Genomic DNA, 12813 nt, shown 5'->3' on the forward strand with positions numbered 1-12813 from the left:
GGACGAAAGTCCGTACCGCCCCTTCTGTCGTACCGGCCTAGAGAACCTTGGACAGGAACGCCTTGGTGCGCTCGTGCTGGGGGTTGCCCAGGACGTCGCGCGGGTGGCCGGACTCGACCACCACGCCGCCGTCCATGAAGACCAGCGAGTCGCCGACCTCGCGCGCGAAGCCCATCTCGTGCGTCACGACGATCATCGTCATGCCGTCCTCGGCCAGGCCGCGCATGACGTCGAGGACGTCACCCACCAGCTCCGGGTCGAGGGCTGAGGTCGGCTCGTCGAAGAGCATCAGCTTCGGCTCCATCGCCAGCGCACGGGCGATGGCGACGCGCTGCTGCTGGCCGCCGGAGAGCTGGGAGGGGTAGTTCCCGGCCTTGTCGGCGAGGCCGACCCGGTCGAGCAGCCGCTCGGCCCGGGCGCGGGCGACAGCCCTGGCCTCGCCCTTCACCTGGATCGGGGCCTCCATGACGTTGGCCAGGGCGGTCATGTGCGGGAAGAGGTTGAAGCGCTGGAAGACCATGCCGATGTCCCGGCGCTGGGCCGCGACCTCGCGGTCCTTCAGCTCGTAGAGCTTGTCGCCCTTCTGCCGGTAACCGACCAGCTGGCCGTCGACCGAGAGCCGGCCGGCGTTGATCTTCTCCAGGTGGTTGATGCAGCGCAGGAAGGTGGACTTTCCGGAGCCGGACGGGCCGACCAGGCAGAACACCTCGCGCGGGGCGACTTCGAGGTCGATGCCGCGCAGGATGTGGGCGGCGCCGTAGGACTTGTGGACGCCTTCGGCCTTCACCATCGCGGTCATGCCTGGACACCTCCCCTGTTACCGATGACGGGCAACAGGTTCTTCTTGACCCGCTGCCACGGAGTGGGCGGCAGCTGCCGCAGCGAACCGCGCGCGTAGTAGCGCTCGACGTAGTACTGGCCGACGCTGAACACGCTGGTCAGCGCCAGGTACCAGACGGACGCCACCAGCAGGGTCTCCATGATCGCGAACGATGTGGAGCCGATGTTCTGCGATGCGCGCAGCAGCTCGGTGTACTGCACCGCGGAGACCAGCGAGGAGGTCTTCAGCAGGTTGATGAACTCGTTGCCGGTCGGCGGCACGATCACGCGCATCGCCTGCGGAAGAACGACACGGCGCATGGTCTTGCCGCTGGACATGCCGAGCGCGTGCGACGCCTCGCTCTGGCCCTCGTCGACGGACTGGATACCGGCCCGGACGATCTCGGCCATGTACGCGCCCTCGTTCAGACCCAGGCCGAGCAGCGCGACCATGAACGGGGTCATCACGTCGACCATCTCGTCCTTGTAGAACCCAAGGTTGAGGACGGGGAAGATCAGCGCGAGGTTGAACCACAGCAGGAGCTGCACATACACGGGCGTGCCGCGGAAGAACCAGATGTACAGCCAGGCCACCGCACCGGTCACCGGGTTCTTCGACAGCCGCATGACCGCGAAGACGACGCCCAGAATCAGACCGATCAGCATCGACAGGACGCTGATCAGCAGCGTGCTGCCCATGCCGGCGACGATCCGGTCGTCGAAGATGAGGTCGCCGACCGTCCCCCAGGTGACATCGCCCTGGGAGAACGAGTAGGCCAGTGTGCCCAGCAGGGCCACGACGACGACGCCGCTGACCCAGCGTCCCCAGTGCCGGACGGGGATGGCCTTGATCTGCTCAGGGGGCGTGTAGGCCCCCTTGTCGACCGCCGAGTCCACTGGTGGCTCATCGGCGGGTGTTTTGTGGAACTTGTCAGTCACAGTGACTGCCCTTCAGTGAACGCTTGAGGCGAGGACGCCGCTTACTTGCCGGCGTTGATCGTGGCCTCGGTCACGGCGCTGTTCTTGACGTCCCACTTCTCCAGGACCTTCGTGTACTCGCCGTTCTTGATGATCGCGTTCAGGGCGTCCTTGAGCGCGTCGCGGAGCTGGGTGTTGTCCTTGTCGACGGCGATGCCGAACGGACCGGCCTCGGTCTGGCCGCCCGCGACCTCGAAGTCGTTGCCGCCGCCCGCGGTCTTCGCGATGTGCGCGGAGACGGGGTAGTCGTTGAGGTCGGCGACGGCGCCGCCGGACTTCACGCGCGTCTGGGCCTCGGCGTCGGTGTCGAACGCCTCGATGGTGAGCTTGCCCTTGCCGGCCTTCTCACACTTGGTGGCCTGCGCCTTGAAGGTGTCGTGGTAGGTCGTGCCGCGCTGGACGGCCACCTTCTTGCCGCACAGGTCGTCGAGCGACTGGATGTTCTCCGGGTTGCCCTTCTTCACCAGCAGGGAGACGCCGGAGTTGAAGTAGTCGACGAAGTCGACGCCCTCGCCGGTCTTCTTGCCCTTGTCGTCAAGGCCCTCCTGGCGGGCCTTCGTGTCGCTCATGGCGGACATGACGATGTCCTGGCGACCCGTGTTGAGCGACGAGATCAGGCCATCGAAGGTGCCGCTCGTGAACTCGAACTTGACGCCGAGCTCCTTGCCCATGGCGGCGGCGATGTCGGGGTCGATACCGACGATCTTGCCGCCCTCCTCGTACTCCATCGGGGCATACGCGGCGTCGGTGCCGACCTTGATGACACCGGAGTCCTGGTACTTCTTCGGCAGCTTGTCGAACAGCGGGGCGCTCGTGGACTTCGTGCCCTCGGTCTGCGCGGTGTCGGATCCGGAGTTCGTCTGGTCACCACAGGCGGTGAGCATCAGCGAGCCGGCGACCGCGATCGCACAGACCGGCGCGGCGATCCGGGACCTGGCGGCAGTCGTACGACGGGTGAAGCTTGCGGTCATGATCGGGGTCCTCCGGCATGAGTAAGAGGGGCGTTACGTGCAGCCGTGCACTCATCTTCGAGTGTCGCCAGCCGGTGTGTTTTCGGCATCTTGCCATTCGGACTGGCTCATTCAGGGGGACGCGCATGTCAAAATCGGATAACGGGTCACCCCCGAACCCCCGCGAGCCGGTCCATCATGGCCGCACCTTTCGCTGGATTGCCTTCTTCCGACCGGAAAATCTCCCGTCGTCTCGCGATCTAGACGGGTTCACGTCACCTGGCCGAGTTGTCCCGATTTACGGGTATGAAGCGCGTCACCGTGCCGATACCGACTCGTCCGAGGTGCGCTCTCTCGGGTAAGAAGGATCCTTACACCCCTCATCCGGGGCTCAGGGCGCGTTGTGCGGCGCGCCCGCGCGTACGTACCACTCCCTGCCGGGGCGGGCCAACCGCCTGGTGCAGGGGACGGACGCGGTGCCCGCCCACCCCTCCTCAACCAGGAGTGGCCACCCTCAACTGATGAAGACTTAAGGGGTCTACCAATGGCAGCGGAGATCGTCAATCCTCGCAGCGACAAGGCCAACACGGAGAGTGCCGACGAGCCCTTCGATCCGGCCTTCGCGCTGCACCGCGGCGGCAAGATGGCCGTCCAGGCCACCGTGCCCGTGCGGAACAAGGACGACCTGTCCCTCGCGTACACACCTGGTGTCGCCAAGGTGTGCACGGCTATCGCCGAGCAGCCCGAGCTCGTCTACGACTACACCTGGAAGTCACAGGTCGTCGCCGTCGTGACGGACGGGACCGCGGTGCTCGGCCTCGGCGACATCGGCCCGGAGGCATCCCTCCCGGTCATGGAGGGCAAAGCGATCCTCTTCAAGCAGTTCGGCGGGGTGGACGCGGTTCCGATCGCGCTCGCCACCACGGACGCGGACGAGATCGTCGAGACCGTCGTGCGCCTCGCGCCGTCCTTCGGCGGAGTGAACCTCGAGGACATCTCCGCGCCGCGGTGCTTCGAGATCGAGCGCAAGCTCCAGGAGCGCCTCGACATCCCCGTCTTCCACGACGACCAGCACGGCACCGCCGTGGTCACCCTCGCGGCCCTGCGCAACGCGGCCAAGCTGACCGGACGCGGTCTCGGTGACCTGCGCGGTGTCATCTCCGGCGCGGGCGCGGCCGGTGTGGCCATCGCGAAGTTCCTGCTGGAGGCCGGTCTCGGTGACGTGGCGGTCGCCGACCGCAAGGGCATCGTCAGCCGTGACCGCGAGGACCTGACCCCGGTCAAGCGCGAGCTCGCCGAGATCACCAACCGCGCGGGCCTGTCGGGCTCCCTCGAGACCGCGCTCGCCGGTGCGGACGTCTTCATCGGCGTCTCCGGCGGCACGGTGCCCGAGGAAGCGGTCGCGTCGATGGCACCGGGCGCGTTCGTCTTCGCCATGGCCAACCCCAACCCCGAGGTCCACCCCGACGTCGCGCACAAGTACGCGGCGGTCGTGGCGACGGGCCGTTCGGACTACCCGAACCAGATCAACAACGTCCTCGCCTTCCCGGGCATCTTCGCGGGCGCGCTCCAGGTGCGGGCCTCCCGTATCACCGAAGGCATGAAGATCGCGGCGGCGAACGCGCTGGCCGACGTCGTCGGTGACGCGCTGTCGGCCGACTACGTGATCCCGTCCCCGTTCGACGAGCGGGTCGCCCCCGCGGTCACCGCGGCCGTCGCGGCGGCGGCGCGGGCCGAGGGCGTGGCCCGGCGCTGACGCGCCTTTGCGTCCTGCGCGGTGGAAGCGGGCCGTGTCGTACTCCGTGCGGGGGTGCGGCACGGCCTGTTCCGGTTCACCGGATTCCGGATTCACCGGATTCACCGGATTCATGGGGCCGTACGGTTGTTCTGGGACAGCCGAGGCGCGGCGGATCGGGACGCGCGTCACACCGGTGCCCGGTTCCGCCACGCACTCGGCCGTCCTAGTCTCAAGGTCATGTTCGCCGCCTACGCCGCCCGCATCGACCGCGACCAGCCGCTGAACGGACTCGAACTGGGCGAGCGACCCGCCCCCGAGGCCCGTCCCGGCTGGACGACCGTGAACGTCAGGGCCGCCTCCCTCAACCACCACGACCTGTGGTCGCTGCGCGGGGTCGGCCTCGGCGAGGACAAGCTGCCGATGATCCTCGGCTGCGACGCCGCCGGCGTCGACGAGGACGGGAACGAGGTGGTCCTCCACTCCGTCATCGGCCAGAGCGGTCATGGCGTCGGACCCGACGAGCCCCGCTCCATCCTCACCGAGCGCTACCAGGGCACCTTCGCCGAGCAGGTCACCGTCCCCTCCTGGAACGTGCTGCCGAAGCCGAAGGAGCTCACCTTCGAGCAGGCCGCCTGCCTGCCGACCGCCTGGCTGACGGCGTACCGGATGCTGTTCACCAACGCGGGTGTCCGCCCGGGCGACTCCGTCCTCGTGCAGGGCGCGGGCGGCGGCGTCGCCACCGCCGCGATCGTGCTCGGCAAGGCGGCCGGCCTGCGGGTGTACGCCACAAGCCGGGACGAGGCCAAGCGCAAGCGGGCGGTCGACCTCGGCGCCGAGGAGGCGTACGAGCCCGGCGCGCGGCTGCCCCGGCGCGTGGACGCCGTCATCGAGACCGTCGGCGCCGCCACCTGGTCCCACTCGGTCAAGTCGCTCCGGCCCGGCGGCACGCTGGTGATCTCCGGTGCGACGAGCGGCGACCGGCCCTCGCACGCCGAGCTGACCCGGATCTTCTTCCTGGAACTGAAGGTCGTGGGCTCGACGATGGGCTCCAAGGACGAGCTTGAGGACCTGCTGTCGTTCTGCGCGGCGACCGGCGTCCGGCCGGTGATCGACCAGGTGCTGCCGCTGGACCGGGCCAGGGAGGGCTTCGAGAAGCTGGCTTCCGGCGACCTGTTCGGGAAGATCGTCCTGACACCTCGCTGACGCCCCCTTGATGGACCGTCAGTTCTGCTGATGGGATCTCCGGCACTGCCGACCGACCGTGCCGGAGGTCCCATGCGCCAGCGTCTGCTCGCCGCCCTCGTCTGCGTCGCCGTCCTGTCCACGTCAGCCGCCCATGCGCGGAGCGCCGACGACCGGGACGCAGCCCCGGACATACCCCGGCTCACGGACGACCGGGACGCAGCCCCGGACATACCCCGGCTCACGGACGACCGGGGCCGTGTCCTCACCCTGCGCGGCTGGAACGTCGAGGACAAGACCCATCGCGGCGAGGACGCCCTGTCCGCGATCACCGAGCGCCACTTCCGCGATCTGCGCGCCCAGGGCTTCGGCTTCGCCAGGCTGCTGGTCTTCTGGGACGACCTGGAGCCCGAGCGGGGCCACTACAGCGAGGCATACCTCCGCAAGATCGAACGCGTCCTGGGCTGGGCGCACAAGCACCGGATCCAGGTCCTGATCGACGCCCACCAGGACGTCTTCGGGCCCGCCTTCGGGCACCGCGGCATCCCTCGGTGGGCCACGAGGACCGACGGGCTGCCGTTCACCCCGCACCCCGACGACTGGTTCGCCGAGTATTTCGAGCCCGCCGTGCAGCGCGCGTTCACCCACCTCTACGAGGACCCGGACCTGCGGCGCGCACAGGCGGACATGTGGCGGGTGCTGGCCGGACGCTTCGAGGACCATCCGGCCGTGATCGGTTACGACCTGATCAACGAGCCCATGGGCGAGATCGCGCCGGGCGAGGACCTGCCGGCGGCGGCCCGGCGCATCGAGCGCGAGCAGCTCACCCCGATGTACAACCGCCTGGCGGACGCGGTCCGTTCCGCCGACGACGACAACTGGATCTTCTTCGAACCGACCCCGATCGTCGGGGAGGGCGTCCCCACCGGCCTGGGCCGGATCGAGGACCCGAAGGCCGTCTACGCCCCCCCACTTCTACAACACCGCGATGGAGGCAGGCGCCGACTACGACCCCTCTCAGGGCTGGATCGAGGCGTACGAGTCGGCCGTCACCGTCTACCCGCGGCAGTACCGGGTCCCGGTGGTGGTGGGGGAGTGGGGGCCGCTCAACAACTCCCTTCCGCACATGGGCCGTTTCTACCGCGACGCACTGGCGTCCCTGAACCGCTACGGCTCCGGCTGGGCGGGCTACGTCTGGTGCTACGGCGGCGGGTACTGCGCCGTCGACGACGAAGGGTGCTTCCGTACGAACAAGGAGCAGACCGCCGCCCCGTACGCCCCCGCCGTCGCCGGCGGGATCAGCGCGGAGACCTTCGAACCGGACAGTGCGACCTACCTGCTGGCGTACCGGGCCCACGGCGGCCCCACCGAGATCTCCGTGCCGCCCCGGCCGGGCGGCTGGCGCATCGACGTGACCGGACCCGCCCGGACCGCCACGCCGTTGCTGCCCGCGGACCGCGCGACGACCGCACGCGTGTACGCGCGGCCCGGCGCACAGGTCACCGTCCGGGTCACCGCGCGCACACCACGATGAACTCCCCGCACCACGTGCGTGCGCCGGGCGGCGGTTGCGCAACAGTGGTGCGGGGCACGAGCCTTGACACTCACGTGATCGCACGTGAAGGGGGAGGAGATCATGGCAACGGGGGATCAGCAGAGTCGGATTCCGGCCTATCCGGGCGTCGAACGGTTCGTGGACGCCTTCGACAAACTCGTGGTGGAGCCGCGCCGCAGCCGCAGCCGCGTGCCGGTGGTGCTGCTGAGCGAGCCGGGCGACGGGCGGGCGGGGCGCCGGATCGTCACCGGCCTGCGCTCCCGGCTGCGGGGGCGCGAGGGCAGGCTGGCCCCGCACGCCTGCCTGGACGAGTCCACCGCGGACCCGGCCGCGCCGCCACTGGAACTGTTCGAGCAGATCACCTTCCAGCTGGACGCGACCATGCCGCCGGGCACGGGACGGCTGGGCCTGCCGTCCTACCGGCTGCTGCGCGCCGTCGTCACCGCGCCCGCCGTCGGCGGCCTGATGGAGCGCCGCCCCGGGGAGCTGCGCGACCACTGCTACGCCGAGCACCGGCAGGTGTCGGCGCTCGCCCGAGGGCTGTGGTGGCTGGGCGGCCGGGACCAGGCCAACGGCGGCACCCTGCTCGAACTGCTGTGGAACTTCATCGCAGGACCGCTCTTCCAGCGGCTGCCGCGCGCCCTGTACGGCAGACGGGCCGGCCGCCGGATGCTGGGCAGGAGCCGCTCCGGAGGCCGCCGCTGGTACGCGGAGTGGGTGCGCCAACAACAGGGCACGCCGCCCTCCGACTTCTTCCGGTCGGCCCTCGACCTGGTCGGCGGCGGGCCGGACGGCGATCCCGAGCAGCTCGACCGGATCCTGGTGCACGCCTTGCTCGCCGACCTGGAGGCCGCCGCCCGCAAACGGCTGTTCAACCCCTGGCGGCGCCGGCGCGTCAGCCGCTTCGTGCTGCTGGTGGAGGAGGCGGGTCCGGCCGAGTCGCGTGTCCAGCGCTTCCTGCGGGAACTGCGCTCCGCCATGGAGGACCTGCGCTGCACCTCCGTCGTCGCGGTGGCGGCCGGTGTGCGCACGCTGGCCAGCCGGATCCCCGACATCGAGGTCCCGGGCCTGTCCGCCGCCGGAGCCGACCTGGCCAACATCGCCCAGCGGGGCACTCCGCCGGGGCGGCCGTCCGGAATGGTCGTGCCGGTCTCCGACGGACCCGCCGACGACCAGGCCGCGACGTACTGGCTGGGCCGCTGGCCCACGCTCGCTCCGCCCGCGACACACTGGGGGCCCGGCGCCGAAGTGGCCATGTCGGCCACCGTGGGCGTGCTCGCCATCGCGGTCACCGCGGCGCTCGTGGCGGGCGTGCCGTTCACCCGGGTCGGCCCCGACCCGTGCCTCGGCTCCACCTTCCTCGGCACCGACGGGCAGTGTGTCGGCGTCGCGGAAGGAGCGGCGTCGTTCGGCACGGGCGACAGCGAGCGCGCCGTACGGGATGTGCTGCAGCGCATCGAGCGGCAGAACAAGGAAGTGGAGAAGGAGCTTTCGGGCCGGGACGACGACGACCCGCGACCGGACGCCCGCACCGTCGTCTACTTCGGCCCGCTCAGCGGCGGCAAGGACGCCGAGGACGCGGTCCGCGGCGGCACCCTCGCCGAACTGCGCGGCCTGGCCCTCGCCCAGGCGTATGCGAACGGACAGGCCCTGCGCTCCGGAGAGCGGGTCCCGCTGCGCGTCCTCGCCGCGAACGCCGGCGACCGCTTCAAGGACGCCCCGGCTGTGGCCCACCGGATCGTCGAACTGGCCGGGAAGGACCACACGATCGTCGGAGTGATCGGCTTCGGACAGAGCCGGCGCCGTACTTACGAGGCGATGCGCATCTTCGACGAGGCCGGCCTGCCGATGGTCGGCACCTCGGGCACGGCCGACGAACTGCTGCGCCAGGGCGGGCACTACTACCAGACCGCGCCGACCGACACCCGCGCCGGGCAGGTGATGGCGGCGTTCGCCGAGCACGCACCCATGGTGGACGACAAGCCCGCAGTGCGCGTGCGGCTCATCGCCGATCCTTCCGACGCGTACAGCGCGAGCCTCGCGACGGCCTTCCGGGCGGCGTACGGCGAGAAGCGGACCGAGTCGCTGCTGTACACGCCGACGGACGCACCCGAGCCCTCACCGCTGCCCGGGTCCCCGGCCGGCACCCCGGTCTCGGCGGTGGAGGACCTGGCGCGCGAGGTGTGCCGGGCGGTGGCCGAGGAGCCGCGCACGGCGGTGGTCTGGGCGGGTCGGGGGAGCCACTTCCAGCTGTTCCTGGGCGAGTTGACCCGTGACGCCCGGGACTGTCCCGAGGTGAGCGTGCTCGGCGGTGACGACGTCACCAACGCCCTGACGGAGGAGCGGCGGCCCTGGGAGGTCTTCTCGGGACTGAGCCTGTACTACGTCTCGCACGGCCGCGCCCCGGCGCTCGCCGAGGTCAGCGGCGAGGCGGCGGCCTTCCTCGCGGCGTACGACCGCACGTACGAGAAGGACCACGGCACCCGGACGGGCGCGATGCGGCAGGACGCCCATGTGGCGCTCGCCTGGGACGCGATGCGCTATCTCGCGGAGGGCGTCGACCAGGCGTGGCGGGGCACCGGCGGCCACGACGAGCGCCTCGACCGCAGGCTGCTGCAGGCCGTGCTCTACCAGGGGCTCGGCGGCGGAGGGTTCGACGGCGCCACCGGACGGATCGACGCGCACGGGGCGGCGGGCGGCGGCCGGGTCACCGAGAACAAGTTGATAGCGGTCGAGCGCGGCGGCCCGCCGGGAGCGCAGACGGTGCTGCTGTGCGGGATGATCGCGCGCGACGACGTGCGCCGGGTCTGGGGGCCGCAGGAGCACACCTGCCCGTGACCGTGCGGGGGTCCGGGGCCGGATCGGGGTCCCGGCCCCCTGCCCCGGACCGTTCTACGCCTTGTGGTCCTTGCGCTCCTCGTGCTCCTTGGGGGCACGCAGCAGCGCGCCGATGTGCGCGGCCGCGGTCGACAGATGCCGGCGGGCCTCGCCGAGCTGCTCCCGCGTCACGCCGTGGTCGCGTGCCGCGTCCCGTACGTCGTCCCGGAAGCGGTCCAGCAGCCTTTCCAGATCGCGCGCCGGATCGGCCGAATCCCCGGCGTCCACCGTGTCTTTCGCCCAGTCGGGGTCGGCGTCGGCCGGGTCCGGCTGCACATACGGCGGCCAGGCCGTGCCCCGCGCCAGACCGCCGAGCCGGCCCGCCAGCTCCGAAAGGCCCTCGCGCACCCCGGTGGGCCAGTCGCTGCGCGCGAAGTGGTCCTGGACCTGGTCCTGCACCTGCTTGGCGATGCGCTGCATCTCGGCGCGGGCGGTCTCTTGCGCCTCCTGCGCCTGCCGGCGCGCCTGCTTGGCGTCCTCGCGCGCCCGGCGCGACTCGTCCTTCGCGCGCTGAGCCTGCTCCTTCCACTCCTGCTTGGCGCGGCGCAGCTCCTCCTTCGCCGCCCGCCAGGACTCCTTGTCCGTGAAGTCGCCGAAATCGCCGAAGTCCTTGAAGTCGCCGGGAACCTTGGCGCCCTGCGCGCCCCTGGCGCCGGACGACTGCCTGCGGGTCTCGCTCGCAGCGGCACGCATCTCGCTGCGCAGCTTGCCCGCGGCACCGCGCACGTCGTCGCGGATCTCCGCGGCGAGTTCGGAGACGGACTCGCGGATCTCCAGTTCCAGATCGGCCAGTTCACCGCTGCGCCCGGCGAGTTCGGCACGGCCGGCGTCGGTGATCGAGTACACCTTGCGACCGCCCTCGGTGGCGTGCGTGACCAGGCCCTCGGCCTCCAGTTTGGCCAGCCGCGGGTAGACGGTGCCCGCGCTCGGCGCGTACAGGCCGTGGAAGCGCTCCTCCAGGAGGCGGATGACCTCGTAGCCGTGGCGCGGAGCCTCGTCCAGCAGCTTCAACAGGTAGAGCCGCAGGCGGCCATGGGCGAATACAGGCGGCATGTCAGAGAACCTTCCCGGTCGGGGCGTCGGCGTACGCCTCGTCCTCCTCGGCCGGTGGTCTGCGCAGCAGCGCGATCGAGCCGGAGACGGTGGTGGCCTTGAGCCTGCCGGTGCCCGCGCCGAGGGTCCCGGTGATCTGCCTGGCGCCCCACTGGCCGTTGACGCGCAGGTCGTGGAAGGCGTTGGACACGGCGCCGCTCGCGGTGTTGGCCTCGACCCGGGCGTCGGCGGGGTGGGGCAGCCGGATGGCGACCTCGCCCGAGACGGTGGTCAGCGTGATGTCGGTCGGTCCGCCGGCGGCGTCGACGTCGATGACCATGTCCCCGCTGACGGAGTCCGCCCGCACGGAGCGGCCCGAGCCGGCGATGACGGTGAGGTCGCCGGAGACGGAGTTGTAGCGCAGGTCGCCGCTGAGCGACTGGGCCTCAAGATTGCCGGAGACGGTGTCGGCGCGGACGGCGCCGGAGAGCCCGACGAGGATGGTGTCCCCCGTGACCCCCCGGACGACGGCGGGGCCCTGGATGCCGGAGACGACGGCGTTCGCCCCGACGACGCCGACCTCGACGGCGGCCTCGGCGGGCACGGCGAGGGAGACGACCGCGCTGCGGTGCCAGCCCTTGCGGTCGAGCCACTTGAGGAAGCCCTTCCAGGGCAGGTCCTGGTAGGCGACGGTGAGGGTGGAGCCGTTCCTGGTGACGAGGAGCGGGGGGCCCTCGACCTCGGACACCTCGAGGCGTGTGGAACCTTCGTCGGTCCCGACGATGTTGACCGTTCCGTTGACGATGCGGACGCTGAGCGTCGTGACCGGGTCGTCGAAGGTGAGCTTCCGGGACTCGGCGACTTCCCATGTCGTTTCTGCCATGGTGGTGACCTCCAAGGGCCGGCCGCGACGCAACATATCGCGTCTCCTGATGGACACGATATATCGCGGTTTTCGGTTGTCAAGGGCCGAGGCGGCGTCGGCGGTGGGGGCGCTGCTGCCCCGGGGCTCGGGAATGGGGCCTACAGGGCCGGTGTCGGGGAGTGGGGCGAACCGCGGTCGTGCCCGCCCTCTCGTGGCGCGGGGCGCCACGGTCGCGGTGTGGGCGGGGTGGCCCGACGGCGCGGTTTCAGCGGGGCCGGGGGCGACGAGGCCGGGTAGCGGTGGGCGGCGTGGGCCGCGCACGCGGCCCTATGCGCCCGGAGTCAGCGGCGCATCGGAGGCGCGGTTCGGCATCTGCGGTGCCCCCGGGCCGCCACCGCCACCGCCACCGCCAGAGCCGGGCCGGACGGCCCCGGCATCGGCGTCGTCTTATCCGGGTACGCCCTCGGGGCGCGCCATATCCGGACGCCCCGGGGTCCCCGCGTCAGCGGCATGTCCGGGCGGCAGCGCCGGTTACTCGTCGTCGTCCTCGTCGTCCAGGCGGGCCAGCCACGTCGCGAGGCGTTCGACCGGGACCTCGAAGTCCGGGTTGAGGTCCACGAACGTGCGCAGCTGCTCGGCCAGCCACTCGAACGTGACCTCTTCCTCGCCGCGCCGCTTCTCCAGTTCCTCGATGCCGCGGTCGGTGAAATACAAGGGAGCACTCCGATGGGATCTGTGAAATGTGCTCTACCAGGATAGGAGCAGATGCCGACCGCCGACCGCCGTCGCCCTGCTGCCGGACAGGCGGGGGTGCGGC

9 protein-coding genes and 1 pseudogene are annotated in these 12813 nt (G+C 70.9%); 4 read left to right on the top strand and 6 right to left on the bottom strand.

Annotated features, from left to right (window positions below; all coding sequences use genetic code 11):
• Positions 1–37: 37 nt before the first annotated feature.
• Genes J7E88_RS08275 through J7E88_RS08285 form a run of 3 tightly spaced genes read right to left on the bottom strand, consistent with a single transcriptional unit; the run spans position 38 to position 2768 of the window.
• Positions 38–790 carry an amino acid ABC transporter ATP-binding protein gene (locus J7E88_RS08275; RefSeq protein WP_215178999.1) on the bottom strand — a complete coding sequence of 251 codons (753 nt, stop codon included), beginning with the start codon at positions 788–790 and terminating at the stop codon, positions 38–40.
• A 5-nt stretch (positions 791–795) separates the two neighbouring features.
• Complete coding sequence (locus tag J7E88_RS08280; RefSeq protein WP_215178788.1) at positions 796–1758, bottom strand: amino acid ABC transporter permease; 963 nt, start codon at positions 1756–1758, stop codon at positions 796–798.
• Between the two features lie 41 nt (positions 1759–1799).
• Complete coding sequence (locus J7E88_RS08285) at positions 1800–2768, bottom strand: ABC transporter substrate-binding protein (protein ID WP_215178790.1); 969 nt, start codon at positions 2766–2768, stop codon at positions 1800–1802.
• 523 nt (positions 2769–3291) lie between these two features.
• On the opposite strand from J7E88_RS08285, the gene J7E88_RS08290 reads away from it, so the two are divergent.
• From J7E88_RS08290 to J7E88_RS08305, 4 genes and pseudogenes are all read left to right on the top strand, one after another.
• Positions 3292–4503, top strand: coding sequence for an NADP-dependent malic enzyme (locus J7E88_RS08290; protein WP_215178791.1), 1212 nt, complete (start codon positions 3292–3294; stop codon positions 4501–4503).
• Positions 4504–4722: 219 nt separating this feature from the next.
• Positions 4723–5688, top strand: coding sequence for a zinc-binding dehydrogenase (locus tag J7E88_RS08295; RefSeq protein WP_215178793.1), 966 nt, complete (start codon positions 4723–4725; stop codon positions 5686–5688).
• A gap of 72 nt (positions 5689–5760) precedes the next feature.
• Positions 5761–7201, top strand: a pseudogene (locus J7E88_RS08300) (cellulase family glycosylhydrolase).
• Positions 7202–7303: 102 nt separating this feature from the next.
• Positions 7304–10060, top strand: coding sequence for an ABC transporter substrate-binding protein (locus J7E88_RS08305; RefSeq protein WP_251022279.1), 2757 nt, complete (start codon positions 7304–7306; stop codon positions 10058–10060).
• Between the two features lie 54 nt (positions 10061–10114).
• On the opposite strand, the gene J7E88_RS08310 is transcribed toward J7E88_RS08305, so the two are convergent.
• The 3 genes from J7E88_RS08310 to J7E88_RS08320 form a co-directional block, all read right to left on the bottom strand.
• On the bottom strand, positions 10115–11152 hold the full coding sequence (locus tag J7E88_RS08310) for a helix-turn-helix transcriptional regulator (RefSeq protein WP_215178795.1): 1038 nt from the start codon (positions 11150–11152) through the stop codon (positions 10115–10117).
• A 1-nt stretch (position 11153) separates the two neighbouring features.
• Positions 11154–12014, bottom strand: coding sequence for a DUF4097 family beta strand repeat-containing protein (locus tag J7E88_RS08315; RefSeq protein WP_215178797.1), 861 nt, complete (start codon positions 12012–12014; stop codon positions 11154–11156).
• Between the two features lie 513 nt (positions 12015–12527).
• The gene (locus tag J7E88_RS08320) at positions 12528–12710 is read right to left on the bottom strand and encodes a DUF6104 family protein (protein WP_019075209.1); all 183 of its coding nucleotides are present in this window, start codon (positions 12708–12710) and stop codon (positions 12528–12530) included.
• Positions 12711–12813 lie beyond the last annotated feature (103 nt).

The organism is Streptomyces sp. ISL-10 (assembly GCF_018614575.1).
Taxonomy (GTDB): Bacteria; Actinomycetota; Actinomycetes; order Streptomycetales; family Streptomycetaceae; genus Streptomyces.

Bases quoted from the DNA above. Each gene is read 5' to 3' on its own strand.
- J7E88_RS08275 (WP_215178999.1), bottom strand. From the start codon at position 790: ATGGTGAAGGCCGAAGGCGTCCACAAGTCCTACGGCGCCGCCCACATC.
- J7E88_RS08285 (WP_215178790.1), bottom strand. From the start codon at position 2,768: ATGACCGCAAGCTTCACCCGTCGTACGACTGCCGCCAGGTCCCGGATC.
- J7E88_RS08290 (WP_215178791.1), top strand. From the start codon at position 3,292: ATGGCAGCGGAGATCGTCAATCCTCGCAGCGACAAGGCCAACACGGAG.
- J7E88_RS08295 (WP_215178793.1), top strand. From the start codon at position 4,723: ATGTTCGCCGCCTACGCCGCCCGCATCGACCGCGACCAGCCGCTGAAC.
- J7E88_RS08305 (WP_251022279.1), top strand. From the start codon at position 7,304: ATGGCAACGGGGGATCAGCAGAGTCGGATTCCGGCCTATCCGGGCGTC.
- J7E88_RS08310 (WP_215178795.1), bottom strand. From the start codon at position 11,152: ATGCCGCCTGTATTCGCCCATGGCCGCCTGCGGCTCTACCTGTTGAAG.
- J7E88_RS08315 (WP_215178797.1), bottom strand. From the start codon at position 12,014: ATGGCAGAAACGACATGGGAAGTCGCCGAGTCCCGGAAGCTCACCTTC.